This window comes from Pseudomonas sp. FG-3G (genome assembly GCF_901007645.1).
Taxonomy (GTDB): domain Bacteria; phylum Pseudomonadota; class Gammaproteobacteria; order Pseudomonadales; family Pseudomonadaceae; genus Aquipseudomonas; species Aquipseudomonas rhizophila.
On record NZ_CAAKGZ010000044.1, the window covers coordinates 70,716 to 87,726 of the forward strand.

Genomic DNA, 17,011 nt, shown 5'->3' on the forward strand with positions numbered 1-17,011 from the left:
TCTATCAATAGATGACGTCGATCAAGATGTCGTTGATGATTTCTGGTAGAGGGCGAAGCAAGCCTCCGCCAAAGCCGAGCGCGGAGCGCCGCGGCGCATGATCAGACCCAGTGGGACCAGGGTTTGCGCGTCTTCGATGGGCTGGATGCGCAAGTCCTGGGTCAGCATGCCCACGCCACTGTCCAGCGGCATCACTGCGCAACACAGTCCGCCGTGCACGGCTTGTAACAATTGATGCACCGCGTCGGTTTGCAGCAGAGGGCGGGGTGTGAGGCCTCGACTGTGGAAGTTGTGGTCGATGGACTGACGAAAATGCATGCCGCTGGTGAGCATGCCCAGGGGCAACTCGATCAGCGCTTCCCAGCTCAGCGGCTGCTCGCCGAAATAGAAGTATCGCTGGTCAAAGAGCAAGCCCATGCGCGTATGGTTGAAGGGCAGGGCGTCGAAGCGCTCGGTGTCCAGGCGCTCCAGATAGGAAATGCCCAGGTCGATGCGGTTGTTCGCCAGTTGTTCGAGGATGCGTTCGGAGCTTAAGGATGACAATTCGAAATGCAGGTTAGGGTGCTCGCTGTGCAGCCGCTGCATCATCGACAACGGATCGAAGTCCGACAATGGCACCACTCCCAGGCGCAGGGTACCCACCAGGTTGCCACGGCAGGCCGCCGCTTCGGCCTGTAGACCGTCATAGGCCGCCATGACCGTGCGTGCCCAGGCCAACACCCGCTCCCCCGGAGCGGTGAAACCTTCAAAGCGCTGGCCTCGATTGACCAGCGGCAGACCCAGCTCTTCCTCAAGGCTGCGCAGGCGCATTGACAGGGTTGGTTGGGTGATGTGGCAGCGCGCGGCCGCTTGGCCGAAGTGGCGGGTTTCGTCGAGCGCGATGAGAAATTTCAGCTGCTTGATGTCCATCTTCGTTCCAGGGCGCGGGAAGGTTGGGATTCTAGCGCTTTGTACGCGGCAGGGTCATTGGTCGGCTGGGAACCGGGTTCGTTTGGCTTGGTCTAGGCTTTTGCGTCTGGACACTTAAACCTATGGAGAGAACACGATGAGCCTTTTCAGTTTTTTGAAAGATGCCGGTGAGAAAATTCTTGATGCACTGACGCCCGACAAGGCACAGGCCAACAGCGAAGCGCTGACCAATCACGTAAAGGAGGCGCTGACAGGCATTGATACTTCAAAGATCCAGGTGAAAGTCGAGGGCGAAAAAGTCATTGCCTCGGGTGAAGCCGCGACCCAGGAAGAGAAAGAAAAGATTTTGTTGGCGCTGGGCAACGTGCACGGTATCAGTGAAGTCGATGACCAAATCACCGTGACGGGTCCTGTGGCCACTGAGGCCAAGTTCGTTACCGTCGTAAAAGGTGACACCCTGAGCGCCATTTCCAAGCGTGTTTATGGCGATGCGAACAAGTACAACAAGATTTTTGAAGCCAACAAACCGATGCTGTCGCATCCGGACAAGATCTATCCGGGGCAGGTGCTGCGCATTCCCGAATAAAGCTTGAGGACCGCATCGTCTTCATCGCGAGCAGGCTCGCTCCCACACTGGATCTGTGGCGAACAAGGAACCTTGTGAGAGCGAGCCTGCTCGCGATGCAAACGGCCGGCTATCAAAGCCCGGCAATCAAATCCCGATAATCCCCCAACGCCTCGAACTCCCCCGTATCCTTCGGCCCTTTGCGGCTGTCCGGTACGCTGACCGCCAGCAGGTGTGCCACGCCGAATTCCCGGGCGCTGCGCAGCACTGGCAAGGTGTCGTCGATAAACAGGCTGCGGGCCGGGTCGAAGTTCAGATCGGCTTGCAGGGCATCCCAGAACTGCGGGCTTTCCTTGGGGAAACCGTAGTCGTGAGAGCTGATCAAACGTTCGAAGTAAGGGGCCAGTTCGATGCGTTCCAGCTTCAGGGACAATGAGTCGCGATGGGCGTTGGTGATCATTACCACCCGTTTACCCGCCCGCTGGATCGCCGCCAGGAACGTGTCGGCGTCCGGGCGCAGGGCAATCAGGTGCGCGGTTTCCAGCTTCAGTTCGCGCACCGGCAATTTCAACTCGCTGCTCCAGAAGTCCAGGCAATACCACTGCAATTGACCGGCGTTGCGCTCGAACAGCGGCTGCAACTCCAGCTCCGCCATGGCCCGGCTCACGCCATGCAGTTCGGCGTAGCGTTGGGGCAAGTGTTCCATCCAGAAATGGTTGTCGTAATGCAGGTCCAGCAGGGTGCCATCCATGTCCAGCAGCACCGTATCGATCTCGTGCCAGGGCAGCAAGGCCATAAAGCTTCTCCAGCGGTAATCGGATATCCGACACAAACAATCAGAATAGGCCGGGTATAGTAGCCCGCTATCGCCCAGGGAGCCGTTTATGCGCCAGAAACCCACCATACTCGATCGACGGATCGTCGCCACCAGCCGCCTGTTTTGCGTGGAAGAACTGAAACTGCGGTTTTCCAACGGCGTGGAGCGCACCTATGAGCGTTTGGCGGGCAAGGGCGCAGGTTACGGCGCGGTAATGATCGTGGCGATGCTCGACGCCGATCACGCCGTGTTGGTGGAAGAATACTGCGGCGGCACCGATGCCTACGAATTGTCCCTGCCCAAGGGTTTGATTGAGCCGGGTGAAGACGTGTTGGCGGCGGCTGAGCGGGAGCTTAAAGAAGAGGCCGGCTATGGTGCACGTCAGTTGGAACACCTGACTGAACTGTCCCTGTCCCCCGGCTACATGAGCCAGAAGATCCAGGTGGTGCTGGCGACCGATCTCTATGAAGAGCGGCTGGAAGGCGACGAGCCTGAGCCGATGCGTGTGGACAAGGTCAACCTGCGTGAGTTGTCGGCCTTGGCGCAAAACCCTCAATTCACGGAGGGCCGGGCCTTGGCGGCGCTGTACCTGGCCCGTGACCTGCTGACCCAGCGCGGAGCGTTCCTGTCATGAATTTCCCCCATCCTCTAATGGCCCCTGTGGTTGAGCTGGCGCTCAAGGCCGGTGAGGCGATCCTGCCGTTCTGGCGAGCCAATGTGCAGGTCAACCACAAGGCCGACGCATCGCCGGTGACCGCCGCCGACATGGCCGCTCACGATGTGATCGTGGCCGGGCTGACCGCGTTGGCGCCGGATATTGCAATCCTCTCCGAAGAGGACGCCAATATTGCGCAAAGCGTGCGCGCCGGCTGGCAACGCTGGTGGCTGGTGGACCCGCTGGACGGCACCAAGGAGTTCATTTCTGGCAGTGAGGAATTCACCGTCAATATCGCACTGGTCGAGCAGGGGCGGGTGGTGTTTGGCGTAGTGTCGATGCCCACCAATGGTCGCTTTTATGTCGGTGGCGCGGGATTCGGCGCCTGGCGTGGCGACAAGGGGGGCGAGCCGTTGCCGATCGAAGTGCGTAACGTGCCGGCGCCGGGTGATGCTTTTACGGTGGTCGCCAGCCGTCGCCATACCAGCCCGGAGCAAGAGCGTCTCTTGGGCGGCTTGAGCGAGAGCCTGGGTGAGTTGCAACTGACCAGCATCGGCAGTTCGTTGAAATTCTGCCTGCTGGCCGAGGGCGCGGCGGATTGCTATCCGCGACTGGCGCCGACGTCCCAGTGGGACACCGCCGCCGCCCAAGGCGTGCTGGAGGGTGCGGGCGGCGAGGTGCTGGACCTACGCGGCGAGCCGTTCTGCTATCCGCCGCGGGAGTCGCTGTTGAATGAATCCTTCCTGGCGTTGCCGGCAAAGGCGGCGTGGCGTGGGAAACTGCTGGAACTGGCCCGCTCCTGAATCGGCTGCCCCTTGCTGGACTTGGGACAGTTGTTGTGGCGAGGGCGCTTGCTCCCGCTGGGCTGCGAAGCGGCCCCAATGCGTCTGCTGCGCAGCCGAGCGGGAGCAAGCTCCCTCGCCACAGGGTTTTTTGTGATGCTCGGGGGTCAGCGGTGCAACACGTACTGCCCCACAAATTGCACCGCTGGTGCTTCGCTCCCGGCATTTATCACCTGGGTCTGCAAGGTCAGCCGCGCGCGTCCGTAGCGCCGGTAGGTGGCCAGGAAGCGTTTCCAGACCTTTTCTTCGGGAGCCTGGCAAATGACCGTGGCGTCCCTCGTGACTGGCAGTGGATAGCTGATCTGCCCTTCCTGAATGACGATATGCCCGTCCTCAATGCCCTCTTCGCGCAAGGCCAGGTGCAGCCAGCCCCAGCCGCCCAGCACTGCGCCGCAGTACAGGCTGCCGCCGAACATGGTGCTCTTGTGGTTGACGTTGGCCTCCAGCGGTAAAAACAGGCGCAGTTGCCGGGCCTGCCAGTCGAGCACCTTCAGGCCCATGTCCCGCGTCAACGGGATGTCGTGGTGCAGGATCGATTCCAGGTAGCGGCTGTCGCGGTTCATGCAGGGCCTCTTTTGAAAGGGAAGATGGCAATCACTCAAGCAGACTCAATCGGACTCATCGGCATGGCCCTGGCTATCGCCGAAGTTCAGCCCATGCTTGCGTAACTTGTCGTGCAAGGTCTTGCGCGGAATGCCCAGGGCTTCGGCGAGGCTGCGCACCGAGCTGTGAGGGCGGGCCAGTTCGGCGGCGATCAGGGTTTTCTCGAAGTTCTCCACCTGCTCGCTCAAGCCGCCGCTGATCACTTCGACCGGCGCACCGGGGCTACCGTCGGGCGCGCTGTTGTCCAGGGCCAGTTCCAGACCCAGGGCAAAACGCTCGGCGGCGTTCTGCAATTCTCGCACGTTGCCCGGCCAGCTATGGCGCAGCAGCAATGCCCGTTGGGCCGGTTGCAACTCGTGGGGCGGCAGGCCGTGACGGGCGCTGGCTTCGTCGGCGAAATGCTGGAACAGCATCAGGGCATCCTCACCGCGTTCACGCAGCGGGGGGATACGCAACGGCGCGACGTTCAGGCGGTAATACAGGTCGGCGCGAAAACGACCCTGATCAGCGGCCTGACGCAGGTCTTCCTTGGTGGCGGCGATGACGCGGATGTCCAGCGGGATCTGTTGATTGCCCCCCAGTCGTTCCACTACCCGCTCTTGCAGCAGCCGCAGCAGTTTGACCTGAACGTCCAGGCTCATGCTTTCGATTTCATCGAGAAACAGCGTACCGCCGTTGGCGAACTCGAACTTGCCGATGCGGCGCTTCTGCGCGCCGGTGAAAGCGCCGGGCTCATGACCGAACAGCTCGCTCTCCACCACCGACTCGGCCAGGGCTCCGGCGTTGATCGCGACGAAGGGGCCGTTGCGCCGGCCCGACAGATCGTGCAGGGCTCGGGCGACTACCTCCTTGCCGGCCCCGGTTTCTCCGAGGATCAGCACATCGGCGCGGGTCGCCGCTAACGCACCGATCTGCTCGCGCAGGCGCAGTATCGAGGGCGATTGGCCGACGAGCCGGGCGCTGAGTTCATGGCGGTCGCTCAGGGCCAGGCGCAGGCTGCGGTTGTCCAGTACCAGGCGCCGCAAGGCCAGGGCCCGGCGCACGCTGTCGAGCAGGTGATCGCTGGGGAAAGGTTTCTCAAGGAAGTCATAGGCTCCGGCGCGCATGGCCTGGACTGCCAGCGGCACGTCGCCATGGCCGGTGATCAGCAACACCGGCAGCTCCGGGTCCTGGGCATGGAGTTCGCTCAGCAACTCAAGGCCGTCGATGCCCGGCATGCGAATGTCACTGACCACCACACCCGGCCAGTCGCGAGACAGTTGCCCGGCCACGCCTTTGGCCTCGGCCAGGGATAGGACCTTCAGGCCGGCCAGGTCGAGGGTCTGGCTCAAGGCCTGACGCAAGTGGGGATCGTCGTCGATCAACACCACCTCAATCCGGTTATCGATGGTCATACACTACGGTCCTCGGACGGTTGCAGGCTCACACCGGGCGCGCCAGCGCGCAACTTCAGGGTAATCAGGGCGCCGCCTTCCTTGTGATTGGCGAACGACAGTTCACCGCCGAAGGCGCGCATCAGGGTGTCGCAAATCGCCAGCCCCAGGCCAAGGCCCTGGGTGCGGGTCTTGGTGGTGTAGAAGGGCTCGCCCGCGCGACCAAGGGCTTCCATGCAAAACCCCGGGCCGTTATCGCGGATGTACAGGTTGACGCCGGTTTCGGTGGCTTCGGCACTGAGCCAGAGTTTGCGCGGCGGGCCTTTTTCAGTCAGGGCGTCGAGAGCGTTGGCCAGCAGGTTGCCGAGCACCTGGCGCAAGCGCGTTTCCCCGGCCTCGACCCACAACGTGGCGGCCGGCAGGTCGCGGATCAGTTCCACTTCCATGCTGCGCCGGCGCTTGGCGAGCAGTGCCAGGGCATCGTCCAGCGCCGGTTGCAGGGCGACACTTTCCGGGGCGTGACGGTCGCGGCGGGCGAAGGCGCGTAAGTGGGCAATGATCGAGGCCATGCGAGCGGTCAGCTCACTGATCAGCTTGAGGTTGCCTCGGGCGTCCTCGGTACGCTGGTGATCGAGCAATATTTCGGCGTTTTCGGCATAGCTGCGGATCGCCGCCAGCGGCTGGTTGAGTTCGTGGCTGATGCTGGCCGACATGGTGCCCAGGGCCGACAGCTTGCCGGCCTGCACCAGGTCATCCTGGGCGCGGACCAGTTCCTGCTGGGCCTGCTCGCGTTCCAGCACCTCTTGCTTGAGTCGCCGGTTCAGGCCTTCCAGGTCACTGGTGCGCTCGGCCACCCGGCCCTCCAGCTCCTGGCGGGCCTTGCCTTCGAAGGCGATGCGATCCAGGTAATGCCGCCGGCGCTGCATCATCAACCCGAGCAACAGCATCAGGACCAGCAAGGCCGCACCGCCGATGACCACCACGGTGCGCACCGGACGGTCGATCAGGGTACGCGGGGCTAGAATGCTCACGCTCCAGCGGGTCTCCTCAATGGACTGGGTCTGGATCAGCCAGGCGTTCGCGTCCAGGTTCAGCGGTTTGGGGTCGCGGGTCGGGTAGGGCTGTACGGCGCTGATGGACTGGCGCTCCTCGTCACTTAAGGGGCGGGTCGCGCGAAATCGCCATTCTTGTCGCGAAGTGAGGATCACCACGCCGTTGTGGTCGGTCACCAGTAGTTGTTCGGGGGTTTTGCCCCAGAGGCTTTCGGTGTGGTCCAGATCCACCTTGACCACCAGTACGCCGATCACTTTTTCCCGGTCGCGCACGGCAGCGGCGAAGAAGTAACCGCGCTTGGCCGAGGTGGTGCCCAAGCCGAAGAAGCGTCCCAGCCGCCCGGCCATTGCTTCGATGTAATACGGCCGGAAGGCAAAATTGCGTCCGACGAAACTGTCGTGTTTATCCCAGTTCGATGCCGCGAGGGTCTTGCCGGTGGGGTCCATCAGGTACATGACTTCTGCGCCGGTCTGGGCGCTGATGTTTTTCAGCAGTCGATTGGCATTGCCCTGGATGATGCCGTCGTCCGGTGCCAGTAAAGTGGCGCGCAGGGCCGGCAGCTCACCGAGAATCTGTGGCAGCACTTCATAGCGATGCAGGGTGCCCAACAGGTTGGCGACGTAGAGATCGAGGGTCTGGCGGTTCTGCCCGGCCAGTTCACTGCGGTAGTAACGCTCGGCCAGATGTTCCAGCGGCCACAGCAACGGCGCCAGGCACAGCGCAAGCAAGGCCAGGCTGCGCCAGCGGGGTCTGCGGGGAAGAGTGGAATTCATGAGCATCAGGCGCCAGTGGGGACAGGCGCATTATGCCTAGTGTCCGGCGGCAAGGCACTGGTGCAGCGCGCTTTGCCAGTCTGGCTGACTTACACCCCATTGCTGAAGCAGGCGTGTGCAATCCAGACGCGAGTTCAGCGGGCGTGGGGCCGGAGTCGGGTAGGCACTGGAGGGGATGGGCTCAAGCACCGCGCAGGGTTTGTGCTGCTCGATCAGGTGCTCGCCGATGGCCTGGGCAAAGCCGAACCAGGACGTTTCACCCTGCGCCGTCAGGTGGTAAGTCCCCCAGGCGCCGCACCGGCCGGCCTGCCAGCGTTCGATCAAGTGGGCGGTGCTGTCGGCGATAGTCCCGGCCCAGGTCGGTGCGCCGATCTGATCGTCCACCACCCGCAGGTGCGATTTTTCCTGCAGCAGGCGTTGCATGGTCAACAGGAAGTTGCGGCCTTCGTTGGAGTACACCCAACTGGTGCGCAAAATCAGGTGCTGCCCGGCGACGTGGCGAATGGCGTCCTCGCCGGCCAGCTTGCTGCGCCCATAGACACTCAGCGGGTTGGGCGAGTCGGTCTCGGTGTAGGGCTCAGGCTTGCGGCCATCGAAGACGTAATCGGTGGAGTAGTGGATCAGCGGGACACCCAACTCGACCGCCACTTGAGCCAGGACGCCCGGCGCTGTGGCATTGATGGCGAAGGCCCGTTCCGGTTCGCTCTCGGCCTGGTCGACGGCGGTGTGGGCGGCGGCGTTGATGATCAGGTCAGGCCGCAGGGCAGTGATGGGCGAACGAAGGTGATCGGGGCGCGCCAGGTCGAGTTGGTCGCTGCCGCGCACGATCAACTCAGCCATGCCGGCCAGGCGCGACTGGAGTGCTCGGGAGACCTGGCCGTTCTGGCCGATGATCAGGATGCGCAAGGAGGTACTCATGGGAACAGGTCGGCCTCGTGCAGAGCCTTGCCGGCCTGGTCCTTGGGTGACAGGATCGGCGCACTCTCCAGTTCCCAGTCGATGGCCAGGTCCGGATCATCCCAGCGAATGCAACGCTCGGCCGAGGGCGCGTAGTAGTCGGTGGTTTTGTAGAGAAAATCAGCGTAATCGCTGAGCACGACGAAGCCATGGGCGAAGCCTGGTGGGACCCACAGTTGCCGATGGTTCTGCGCTGACAGGCGTACGCCCACCCATTGCCCGAAAGTGGCCGAACTGCGACGAATGTCCACCGCCACGTCGAGCACTTCCCCAGCAATGACCCGCACCAGTTTTCCCTGGGCCTGTTCGATTTGATAATGCAGGCCGCGCAACACGCCCCTGGCCGAGCGCGAGTGGTTATCCTGGACGAACTGCAACGCGCAGCCAGTGGCCTCGGCGAACGCCCGAGCGTTGAAACTCTCATAGAAAAAGCCGCGATCATCACCGAAAACCTTCGGTTCGATGATCAGGACTTCAGGCAGGCGGGTGGCGATGACGTTCAACGTGTCTCTCCAGCGATCTGGAACAGGTATTGGCCGTAGCCGGTCTTGCCAAAGTACTGGGCGCGCTCAAGGATGTGCTCGCGGCTGACCCAGCCCTGTTGGTAGGCAATTTCTTCCAGGCAGGCGACTTTCAAACCTTGGCGGTGCTCGATGGTTTGCACATATTGCGAAGCCTCCAGCAGGCTGTCGTGGGTGCCGGTGTCCAGCCAGGCGAAACCACGGCCGAAACGCTCGACGTGCAGGTCGCCGCGGTGCAGGTAGGCGTTGTTGACGTCGGTGATTTCCAGTTCGCCTCGTTTGGAGGGTTTGATGGTCTTGGCGATCTGGATCACGTCGTTATCGTAGAAATACAGGCCGGTTACCGCGTAGCTGGATTTGGGCGCGGTAGGTTTTTCTTCAATGGAAATGGCCCGCCCTTGAGCATCGAAATCGATCACGCCAAAACGCTCAGGGTCTTTGACCCAGTAACCGAATACCGTTGCGCCCGTCTGCCGGGTGGCGGCCGTCTGCAGTTGTTCGCCGAAATGCTGCCCGTGAAAAATGTTGTCGCCCAGGATCAGGCACACCGGATCGTTGCCGATAAATTGCTCGCCGATCAGAAACGCCTGGGCCAGGCCATCGGGCGATGGCTGCTCGGCGTAGTGAAATTGCACGCCAAACTGACTGCCGTCGCCCAACAGATTGCGGTATTGCGGCAAGTCCTGAGGGGTGGAAATCACCAGGATGTCCTTGATGCCGGCGAGCATCAGCACCGAAATCGGGTAATAGATCATCGGCTTGTCGTAAACCGGTAGTAACTGCTTGGAAACCCCAAGGGTAATCGGGTGCAGTCGGGTGCCGGAGCCGCCGGCCAGAACAATGCCTTTCATCATGCAATCGCATCCTTGTTGTCGAGCGAGCCCAGACGCTCGCCCTGATAGCTACCGTCCTGGACACGTCGGCACCACAGCAGGTTTTCGAGGTACCACTGCACGGTTTTACGCAGGCCGGTCTCGAAGGTTTCCCGGGGCGTCCAGCCCAGTTCACGCTCGATCTTGCCGGCATCGATGGCGTAGCGCAGGTCGTGACCGGGGCGGTCTTTGACGAAGGTGATCAGGTCGGCATAGTGCTCCACGCCGTCGGGCTTGTGGGGCGCCAGTTCTTCGAGCAGGGCGCAGATGCCGCGCACCACGTCGATGTTCTTCTGTTCATTGTGGCCGCCGATGTTGTAGGTCTCGCCCACGGCACCTTCGGTCACGACCTTGAGCAGCGCCCGGGCATGGTCTTCGACGTACAGCCAGTCGCGCACTTGTTGGCCGTCGCCGTATACCGGCAACGGCTTGCCGGCCAGGGCATTGAGGATCACCAGCGGAATCAGCTTCTCGGGAAAGTGAAACGGCCCATAGTTGTTGGAGCAGTTGGTCAGCAGCACGGGCAAGCCGTAAGTGCGTTGCCAGGCGCGTACCAGATGGTCGGAAGCCGCCTTGCTCGCCGAGTACGGCGAGCTGGGGGCGTAGGCGGTGGTTTCGGTGAACAAATCATCCACGCCGTGCAGGTCGCCATACACTTCGTCGGTGGAAATGTGATGGAAACGAAACGCGCGCTTCTGCGGCTCGGCCAGGGTCTGCCAATAGGCGCGGGTGGCTTCCAGCAGGCTGTAGGTGCCCACGATATTGGTCTGGATGAAGTCCGCCGGGCCGTCGATGGAGCGGTCGACGTGGGACTCGGCCGCCAGATGCATGATGGCCTCAGGTTTGAACCTTGCCAGTATCGCGCTGACCGTCGGTTGATCGACGATATCGGCCTGGACGAACTCGTAGCGGTTGTCGTGCTCGATGCTGCTCAGCGATTCGAGATTGCCGGCATAGGTCAGCTTGTCGAGGTTCAGGACCTGATGTCCGGTATCCAGGATCAAGTGCCGTATAAGCGCCGAGCCGATAAAACCGGCACCGCCAGTGATGAGAATGCGCATCCGATCAAGCCTTTTTCCGTGGAACAACAAAGCATTGGAGCATAGCTTGTCGGCATGGCGAGGGCGGTGCAAGCAGGATATTTCCGGGCACGCTCACGCGCTTGGCAATTCACCTGCGGCAAAGGGGTTGCTTATCCCCCGACTCAATGGCGAGATAGACATCCGATAAAACCACCTCAGGGGTCGTTGTATGCCACTCGCTACGTTGGTTCACCGTGCCAGTTTGCCAAGCCCACAGATCAGTGCCGAACAGGCGCTGGTGCTGCTGCGCTCGAATTACGGACTCAGCGGTGACCTGCGACCCTTGGGCAGCCAGCAGGACCTCAACTATCGCGTCGACAGCGAGCGCGGACGGTTTGTGCTGAAGATTTGCCATGGTGACTATGCCGTCCAGGAACTCCAGGCCCAGCATGCCGCCCTCAAGCACCTGGCCGAGCACGGCGCGGTAAAAGTGCCGCGGGTGATCGCCGCCAATAATGGCCAGGATCTGTTGACCCTGGAGCTCGCAGGGCAAGCGGTTCATGTGCGACTGCTGGAATACATCGACGGCCAGCCGCTCACCCAGCTCAACCATTGGGGGCCTGAACTGGTCACGGGGCTGGGGCGCTTGTGCGCACAAATCGACCTGGCGCTGGCCACGTTCGATCACCCTGGCCTGGAGCGCACCCTGCAATGGGATGCCCGCCACGCCAATGCACTGGTCGGCCATCTGCTGCCCGTCATCGACGATGATCAAGAACGCAACCTGATCGCCGAGGCGGCGCAACAGGCCGAACGCCGCTTGCAGCCGCTCAAGGCCAGCCTGCCGGTGCAGGCGATCCACATGGACATCACCGATGACAACGTGGTCTGGCAGCGCGATGCCCAGCGCCAATGGCAATTGCAGGGCGTCATCGATTTCGGCGACCTGATCCGCACCTGGCGCGTTACCGATCTGTCGGTGACCTGTGCAGCCTTGTTGCACCATGCCGACGGCGATCCGTTTTTCATCCTGCCGGCGATCAAGGCTTACAACGCGCTCAACCCGCTGCAATATGAGGAGCTGCTGGCGCTTTGGCCGCTGATCGTTGCCCGCGCTGCCGTGCTGGTGCTCAGCGGTGAACAGCAGGTATCCATTGACCCGGAAAATCAATACAGCCGCGACAACCTGGACCATGAGTGGGAGATTTTCCGGATTGCTCAGTCGGTCCCGTTCGAACTGATGGAAGCGGCGATCCTCACGTCCGTGGGCCACCATCTGCCACCCGTTGCCAGTGAAGGCTTTGTGCCGCTGTTGCCGACCTTGGTGGGCCGCGAGTTCGCCCTGATCGACCTGGGTGTACTGAGCCCGCATTTCGAAGCCGGTAACTGGGAGCAGGAGGGGATCGACCAGCGTCTGCTGAGTGAAGCCGCCGCCGTCCATGGGTTGGCCGCCAGCCGCTACGGGCAGTACCGATTGTCTCGGACCCGGCCAGACAGCGCCGTTGAACCGGATACTTATCCATTACACGTAGAGTTGCAGGTGCCGCGGGGCACGCCGCTGGAATCGCCGTTCGCCGGGGTGGTGCACAAAGCCGCCGACGGCATGTTGCAACTGGACAGCGTGCAACTGAGCATTCGGCTGTGGGGCGTGACATCGCCGCTGCATTCCGGGGCTGCGCTGGTCAAGGGCCAGGTCTTGGGCGAAGTCGATGGACCGTTGCGGGTGCAGTTGTGTCGTGGCGCTCAGCTCAATCCGCCGTTGTTCTGCACGCCATCCAGGGCGCCGGCCTGGCAGGCGCTCTGCCCCTCACCAGCGGTGCTGCTGGGACTGGCCTGTGATGCCGAGCCAGAGATCGACCCCCAGCAGTTGCTGGCCCGTCGCGATGCGAGCTTTGCCCGTTCGCAGAAGCACTATTACGTTGATCCGCCGCGCATTGAGCGCGGCTGGCGCAATCACCTGATCGACATGCAGGGCCGCTCCTACCTGGACATGCTCAACAACGTCGCGGTACTGGGGCACGGGCATCCGCGCATGGCCGCGGTGGCCGCCCGGCAGTGGTCGCTGCTCAACACCAACTCCCGCTTTCACTATGCCGCGATTGCCGAATTTTCCGAGCGCTTGCTGGCGCTGGCGCCGCCCGGCATGGATCGGGTATTTCTGGTCAACAGTGGCACCGAGGCCAACGACCTGGCGATCCGCCTGGCCTGGGCCTACAGCGGCGGCCGGGACATGCTCAGTGTGCTGGAGGCCTATCACGGCTGGTCGGTAGCGGCCGATGCGGTCTCGACGTCCATTGCCGACAACCCTCAGGCCCTGAGCAGTCGCCCGGATTGGGTGCATCCGGTGACCGCGCCAAACACTTATCGCGGTGAATTCCGCGGCCCCAACAGCGCGCCGGACTACCTGCGCAGCGTCGAGCACAACCTGGCAAAAATCGCCGAACACAAGCGCCAGCTCGCCGGCTTCATCTGCGAACCGGTGTACGGCAATGCTGGCGGGATCGCACTGCCGCCGGGGTATCTGAAGCAGGTCTACGCGCTGGTGCGCGAGCGCGGCGGCGTCTGCATCGCTGACGAAGTGCAAGTCGGCTACGGGCGCATGGGAGAATTTTTCTGGGGCTTCGAAGAACAGGATGTAGTACCGGACATCATCACCATGGCCAAGGGCATGGGTAACGGCCAGCCGCTGGGAGCGGTCATCACCCGCCGGGAAATCGCCGAGGCGCTGGAAGCAGAAGGGTATTTTTTCTCGTCAGCCGGCGGCAGCCCGGTCAGTTGCCAGATCGGCATGGCCGTGCTGGACGTCATGGAAGAAGAAAAACTGTGGGAAAACGCCCGGGCAGTGGGTGGGCATTTCAAGGCCCGCCTGCAAGCTTTGATCGACCGATATCCGTTGGTCGGTGCGGTGCATGGCTCCGGTTTTTACCTGGGCGTGGAACTGATCCGCAACCGCGACACCCTCGAGCCGGCCACCGAAGAAACCACGGCGCTGTGCAATCGCCTGCGGGAGCTGGGTATTTTCATGCAACCGACCGGCGACTACCTGAACATCCTCAAGATCAAACCGCCGATGGTCACCACCCGCCAGAGCGTGGATTTCTTTGTCGATATGTTGGTGAAGGTGTTGGACGAGGGGCTTTGACTAACTGAGGCAAACGCTTTCCCTGTGGGAGCGGGCTTGCTCGCGATAGTGGTGAACCCGTCTGCAGCGATGTCAGATGGGGGATCGCATTGCGAGCAGGCTCGCTCCCACAAGGTTTTGCGTGGTTAATAGTTCGATTTTTGTCGGTATTTATTGCGACTAGCGTGTGGTTTTAAATCTGTATCGCTTCTAAAGTCGATTTTTATCGGTTATAAAGTCGGCACCACACATGCTCTGGAGCTCCCTTCATGAGTCGTATCGTCACCGTTGCCGCCACCCAGATGGCCTGTTCCTGGGATCTGGAGGCCAATATCGAGATCGCTGAACAGCAGGTTCGCGAGGCCGCCGCCAAAGGGGCGCAGATCATCTTGCTCCAGGAGTTGTTCGAGACGCCGTACTTTTGCCAGAAGCCCAACCCGGACTACCTGCAATTGGCGACTCCGGTCGAAGATAACGTCGCCATCAGGCATTTTCAGAAAGTTGCCAGGGAGCTTCAGGTCGTCTTGCCCATCAGCTTTTTTGAACGGGCCGGTCGTGCGCGTTTCAACAGTATTGCGATCATTGATGCCGACGGCCGTAACCTGGGGGTATACCGCAAGAGTCACATCCCGGACGGTCCTGGCTACCATGAGAAGTACTATTTCAACCCTGGCGATACCGGTTTCAAGGTCTGGAATACCCGCTACGCCAGGATCGGCGTGGGCATCTGCTGGGACCAGTGGTTTCCCGAGTCCGCCCGCAGCATGGCGCTGCAAGGTGCGGAAATTCTGTTTTACCCGACCGCCATTGGCAGCGAGCCGCACGACAAAAGCATTTCGTCCCGCGATCACTGGCAGCGCGTGCAACAAGGCCATGCCGGCGCGAACGTAATGCCGCTGGTGGCCAGCAACCGCATCGGCAACGAAGAGCAGGATGGCTACGACATCACGTTCTACGGCTCCTCGTTCATCGCCAATCAGTTCGGTGAAAAGGTCCAGGAATTGAACGAAACCGAAGAAGGCGTGCTGGTGCACAGCTTTGACCTGGACGAGCTGGAACACATTCGCAGTGCCTGGGGCACTTTCCGTGATCGTCGTGCGGACCTGTACGGCTCGATCAAAACCCTCGATGGCTCACTGGAGTCCTGATTTATGACAACGTTGAACAGCACTCCCCGCGCGGATGGTTTCCACATGCCTGCCGAGTGGGCACCCCAGACCCAGGTCTGGATGGTCTGGCCCGAGCGCCCTGACAACTGGCGCCTGGGCGGCAAGCCCGCGCAGGCCGCTCATGTGGCGGTCGCCAAAGCCATCGCCCGCTTCGAACCGGTAACCGTGGCGGTGTCCGCGAACCAATACGAAAATGCCCGGGCGCATCTCGACGTGCCGAATATCCGCGTGGTGGAAATGTCCAGCGACGATGCCTGGGTCCGGGACACCGGCCCGACGTTTGTCATCAATGATAGTGGCGAAGTGCGCGGCGTCGACTGGGATTTCAACGCCTGGGGTGGGTTTGACGGTGGCCTGTATGCGCCGTGGAACCGGGATTCGCAAGTGGCCAGCAAGATTCTCGAGATTGAACGCAGCCCGCGTTACCGCACCGAAGGCTTCGTGCTTGAGGGCGGCTCAATCCACGTCGATGGCGAGGGCACCCTGATCACCACCGAGGAATGCCTGCTCAACCGCAATCGCAACCCGCACTTGAGCCGCGAAGACATCGAGGCTGTGCTCAGCGCGCAGTTGGCGGTGGACAAGATCATCTGGCTGCCGGACGGCCTGTTCAACGACGAAACCGACGGGCATGTGGATAACTTCTGCTGCTACGTGCGCCCTGGCGAAGTATTGCTGGCCTGGACCGATGACCCGCAGGACCCGAACTACGCCCGCTGCCACGCCGCGATGGACGTCCTGCAAAACAGCACTGACGCCAAGGGACGCCCGTTCACAGTGCACAAAATGCCAATTCCGGGGCCGTTGTATGCCACTGAAGAGGAATGCGCCGGCGTGGACGCGGTGCAGGGTTCCCAGGAGCGCAATCCGACCGTGCGGTTGGCCGGTTCCTACGTGAATTTCCTGATCGTCAACGGCGGCATCATCGCACCGAGTTTCGACGATCCACTGGATGGCCCGGCGAAGGCGCTTCTGCAAGGGCTTTTTCCAGAGCACGAAGTGGTCATGGTGCCGGGGCGCGAACTGTTACTGGGGGGCGGAAACATCCACTGCCTTACCCAACAACAGCCTGCGCCGCGCACAAAATGAGTGGTGATGTAACAGCCAGGTAATAGCGCTGGCGGCAGCTCTGCGCCGGGCTTTTTGGATCCATTTTGCTTTGGCCCGCGGCCTGATTGGGGATGCGGGCTTTTTTATGTCTGCAGATCGGCAGTGCAGGCACATTGGCATAGCTCTTGTATCTGTATCCCGGCAGTTCTGGGGAGCGGAGCTGAGTTGTTTTGTCATAAACCTTGGATAAATTGGCCGCTCATCAACCAGGAGAGGGCGCTGGAATGAATATGATAAGCGAGCGCACATACCATCCCTTGGCCGTTGTCAATGGTGAGTCGCTTAAAGCTTTGGCACAGTGGTTGAAGTCCAACGGAACGCGTCAGACCAGAGAGCCCGATCCGCGTCGGATGATCATGGAACGCTACCCGGATGGCCTGTTCAGCGAGGCTGAGCTGGAAGCACTGTGGGACGTGATGCAAGGATAGAATTCGACGGATTGAGAAAAGGCGCTGGCCAGGATGGCAGCGCTTTTTTTGTGGCTGATGGTTCTGTGTTGAACACTGAGCCCATTTGAAGGTTGTTTTTAGAAGTTTTTCGCCTGATTACAGACGATTCACGAAATTGACACATCATTGAAGGCGGGACTAGGATTCGTCCACGCCTGTGGCTAACAGCCATGACTCTTAAATAATAAAAAGGCCCGCCA

16 protein-coding genes are annotated in these 17,011 nt (G+C 61.5%); 7 read left to right on the forward strand and 9 right to left on the reverse strand.

Going from position 1 to position 17,011, the window contains the following annotated elements; all coding sequences use genetic code 11:
• Positions 1–21: 21 nt before the first annotated feature.
• Positions 22–909 (reverse strand): LysR family transcriptional regulator, encoded by an 888-nt coding sequence (locus PSEUDOMOFG3G_RS25295; protein ID WP_139048814.1) that lies wholly within the window; start codon positions 907–909, stop codon positions 22–24.
• 136 nt (positions 910–1,045) lie between these two features.
• On the opposite strand from PSEUDOMOFG3G_RS25295, the gene lysM reads away from it, so the two are divergent.
• Complete coding sequence (gene lysM / locus PSEUDOMOFG3G_RS25300) at positions 1,046–1,495, forward strand: peptidoglycan-binding protein LysM (RefSeq protein WP_047226856.1); 450 nt, start codon at positions 1,046–1,048, stop codon at positions 1,493–1,495.
• A 112-nt stretch (positions 1,496–1,607) separates the two neighbouring features.
• Here the strand turns inward: lysM and yrfG are convergent, their stop codons facing one another.
• The gene (gene yrfG / locus PSEUDOMOFG3G_RS25305; RefSeq protein ID WP_139048815.1) at positions 1,608–2,270 is read right to left on the reverse strand and encodes a GMP/IMP nucleotidase; all 663 of its coding nucleotides are present in this window, start codon (positions 2,268–2,270) and stop codon (positions 1,608–1,610) included.
• 88 nt (positions 2,271–2,358) lie between these two features.
• Here yrfG and nudE point away from each other — a divergent pair, with 88 nt between their 5' ends.
• Together nudE and cysQ are read left to right on the forward strand one after the other, a co-directional pair.
• Positions 2,359–2,925: an ADP compounds hydrolase NudE gene (gene nudE, locus PSEUDOMOFG3G_RS25310; RefSeq protein WP_047226858.1), complete on the forward strand. Its 567-nt coding sequence runs from the start codon at positions 2,359–2,361 to the stop codon at positions 2,923–2,925.
• A complete protein-coding gene (cysQ, locus tag PSEUDOMOFG3G_RS25315) occupies positions 2,922–3,749 on the forward strand; it encodes a 3'(2'),5'-bisphosphate nucleotidase CysQ (RefSeq protein WP_107323082.1) in 828 nt (275 codons plus the stop codon). The genes nudE and cysQ overlap by 4 nt, the downstream gene beginning before the upstream one ends.
• A 146-nt stretch (positions 3,750–3,895) precedes the next feature.
• Here cysQ and PSEUDOMOFG3G_RS25320 read toward each other — a convergent pair whose 3' ends face one another.
• Genes PSEUDOMOFG3G_RS25320 through rfbB form a run of 7 tightly spaced genes read right to left on the reverse strand, consistent with a single transcriptional unit; the run spans position 3,896 to position 11,001 of the window.
• Complete coding sequence (locus tag PSEUDOMOFG3G_RS25320; RefSeq protein ID WP_047226860.1) at positions 3,896–4,351, reverse strand: YiiD C-terminal domain-containing protein; 456 nt, start codon at positions 4,349–4,351, stop codon at positions 3,896–3,898.
• 45 nt (positions 4,352–4,396) lie between these two features.
• Positions 4,397–5,785: a sigma-54 dependent transcriptional regulator gene (locus PSEUDOMOFG3G_RS25325; protein ID WP_047226861.1), complete on the reverse strand. Its 1,389-nt coding sequence runs from the start codon at positions 5,783–5,785 to the stop codon at positions 4,397–4,399.
• Positions 5,782–7,590: an ATP-binding protein gene (locus PSEUDOMOFG3G_RS25330; protein ID WP_047226961.1), complete on the reverse strand. Its 1,809-nt coding sequence runs from the start codon at positions 7,588–7,590 to the stop codon at positions 5,782–5,784. Before PSEUDOMOFG3G_RS25330 ends, PSEUDOMOFG3G_RS25325 begins: the two co-directional genes overlap by 4 nt.
• A gap of 36 nt (positions 7,591–7,626) precedes the next feature.
• Positions 7,627–8,508, reverse strand: coding sequence for a dTDP-4-dehydrorhamnose reductase (gene rfbD, locus PSEUDOMOFG3G_RS25335; protein ID WP_139048817.1), 882 nt, complete (start codon positions 8,506–8,508; stop codon positions 7,627–7,629).
• Positions 8,505–9,050 carry a dTDP-4-dehydrorhamnose 3,5-epimerase gene (rfbC, locus tag PSEUDOMOFG3G_RS25340; RefSeq protein ID WP_139048818.1) on the reverse strand — a complete coding sequence of 182 codons (546 nt, stop codon included), beginning with the start codon at positions 9,048–9,050 and terminating at the stop codon, positions 8,505–8,507. The genes rfbD and rfbC overlap by 4 nt, the downstream gene beginning before the upstream one ends.
• Positions 9,047–9,922, reverse strand: a complete 876-nt coding sequence (rfbA, locus tag PSEUDOMOFG3G_RS25345) for a glucose-1-phosphate thymidylyltransferase RfbA (protein WP_047226864.1) — start codon at positions 9,920–9,922, stop codon at positions 9,047–9,049. Before rfbA ends, rfbC begins: the two co-directional genes overlap by 4 nt.
• The gene (gene rfbB, locus PSEUDOMOFG3G_RS25350; protein ID WP_139048819.1) at positions 9,919–11,001 is read right to left on the reverse strand and encodes a dTDP-glucose 4,6-dehydratase; all 1,083 of its coding nucleotides are present in this window, start codon (positions 10,999–11,001) and stop codon (positions 9,919–9,921) included. The genes rfbA and rfbB overlap by 4 nt, the downstream gene beginning before the upstream one ends.
• A 190-nt stretch (positions 11,002–11,191) precedes the next feature.
• On the opposite strand from rfbB, the gene PSEUDOMOFG3G_RS25355 reads away from it, so the two are divergent.
• The 4 genes from PSEUDOMOFG3G_RS25355 (at position 11,192) to PSEUDOMOFG3G_RS25370 (ending at position 16,790) form a co-directional block, all read left to right on the forward strand.
• Positions 11,192–14,104, forward strand: coding sequence for an aminotransferase (locus tag PSEUDOMOFG3G_RS25355; protein WP_139048820.1), 2,913 nt, complete (start codon positions 11,192–11,194; stop codon positions 14,102–14,104).
• A gap of 248 nt (positions 14,105–14,352) precedes the next feature.
• Positions 14,353–15,231 (forward strand): N-carbamoylputrescine amidase, encoded by an 879-nt coding sequence (gene aguB, locus PSEUDOMOFG3G_RS25360; RefSeq protein WP_139048821.1) that lies wholly within the window; start codon positions 14,353–14,355, stop codon positions 15,229–15,231.
• A 3-nt stretch (positions 15,232–15,234) separates the two neighbouring features.
• A complete protein-coding gene (gene aguA / locus PSEUDOMOFG3G_RS25365; protein ID WP_107323076.1) occupies positions 15,235–16,341 on the forward strand; it encodes an agmatine deiminase in 1,107 nt (368 codons plus the stop codon).
• Between the two features lie 245 nt (positions 16,342–16,586).
• Positions 16,587–16,790 carry a hypothetical protein gene (locus tag PSEUDOMOFG3G_RS25370; RefSeq protein WP_047226869.1) on the forward strand — a complete coding sequence of 68 codons (204 nt, stop codon included), beginning with the start codon at positions 16,587–16,589 and terminating at the stop codon, positions 16,788–16,790.
• The last annotated feature ends 221 nt before the right edge of the window (positions 16,791–17,011 follow it).

Bases quoted from the DNA above. Each gene is read 5' to 3' on its own strand.
- PSEUDOMOFG3G_RS25355 (WP_139048820.1), top strand. From the start codon at position 11,192: ATGCCACTCGCTACGTTGGTTCACCGTGCCAGTTTGCCAAGCCCACAG.
- nudE (WP_047226858.1), top strand. From the start codon at position 2,359: ATGCGCCAGAAACCCACCATACTCGATCGACGGATCGTCGCCACCAGC.
- PSEUDOMOFG3G_RS25325 (WP_047226861.1), bottom strand. From the start codon at position 5,785: ATGACCATCGATAACCGGATTGAGGTGGTGTTGATCGACGACGATCCC.
- lysM (WP_047226856.1), top strand. From the start codon at position 1,046: ATGAGCCTTTTCAGTTTTTTGAAAGATGCCGGTGAGAAAATTCTTGAT.
- rfbB (WP_139048819.1), bottom strand. From the start codon at position 11,001: ATGCGCATTCTCATCACTGGCGGTGCCGGTTTTATCGGCTCGGCGCTT.
- rfbA (WP_047226864.1), bottom strand. From the start codon at position 9,922: ATGATGAAAGGCATTGTTCTGGCCGGCGGCTCCGGCACCCGACTGCAC.
- aguB (WP_139048821.1), top strand. From the start codon at position 14,353: ATGAGTCGTATCGTCACCGTTGCCGCCACCCAGATGGCCTGTTCCTGG.
- cysQ (WP_107323082.1), top strand. From the start codon at position 2,922: ATGAATTTCCCCCATCCTCTAATGGCCCCTGTGGTTGAGCTGGCGCTC.
- PSEUDOMOFG3G_RS25330 (WP_047226961.1), bottom strand. From the start codon at position 7,590: ATGAATTCCACTCTTCCCCGCAGACCCCGCTGGCGCAGCCTGGCCTTG.
- PSEUDOMOFG3G_RS25320 (WP_047226860.1), bottom strand. From the start codon at position 4,351: ATGAACCGCGACAGCCGCTACCTGGAATCGATCCTGCACCACGACATC.
- PSEUDOMOFG3G_RS25295 (WP_139048814.1), bottom strand. From the start codon at position 909: ATGGACATCAAGCAGCTGAAATTTCTCATCGCGCTCGACGAAACCCGC.
- yrfG (WP_139048815.1), bottom strand. From the start codon at position 2,270: ATGGCCTTGCTGCCCTGGCACGAGATCGATACGGTGCTGCTGGACATG.
- PSEUDOMOFG3G_RS25370 (WP_047226869.1), top strand. From the start codon at position 16,587: ATGAATATGATAAGCGAGCGCACATACCATCCCTTGGCCGTTGTCAAT.
- aguA (WP_107323076.1), top strand. From the start codon at position 15,235: ATGACAACGTTGAACAGCACTCCCCGCGCGGATGGTTTCCACATGCCT.
- rfbD (WP_139048817.1), bottom strand. From the start codon at position 8,508: ATGAGTACCTCCTTGCGCATCCTGATCATCGGCCAGAACGGCCAGGTC.